Source organism: Achromobacter sp. DH1f (assembly GCF_000633435.1).
Classification (GTDB): domain Bacteria; phylum Pseudomonadota; class Gammaproteobacteria; order Burkholderiales; family Burkholderiaceae_B; genus Achromobacter; species Achromobacter deleyi.
The window spans coordinates 1-280 of record NZ_AYMF01000115.1 but is presented as its reverse complement, the minus strand read 5'-3'; the positions used below and the strand labels follow the sequence as shown (position 1 = coordinate 280).

Genomic DNA, 280 nt, shown 5'->3' with positions numbered 1-280 from the left:
CTGGCCGCCCGCCTGACCGCGTTGTCCGGCATGCGCGAAGTGGCCTTCAACAACAGCGGCTCGGAAGCCAACGAGGCTGCCATCAAGCTGGCGCGCTATTACGCCTACCAGCGCGGCAATCGCCATGCGCACATCATCACCATGGATTCGTCCTGGCACGGGCGTACCCTGGCCACGCTGGCGGCCACCGGCAGCGAAAAAGCCCGCAAGGGCTTCGAGCCCCTGCCCTCGGGCTTCATCCAGGTGCCCTACAACAACGCCGACGCCATCCGCGCCGCCG

1 protein-coding gene is annotated in these 280 nt (G+C 67.5%); it reads left to right on the top strand.

What is annotated here, in order from left to right; all coding sequences use genetic code 11:
• Positions 1-280 (top strand): aminotransferase class III-fold pyridoxal phosphate-dependent enzyme (locus U858_RS0133280; RefSeq protein ID WP_029954785.1); only part of this gene is annotated, 280 nt, incomplete at both ends.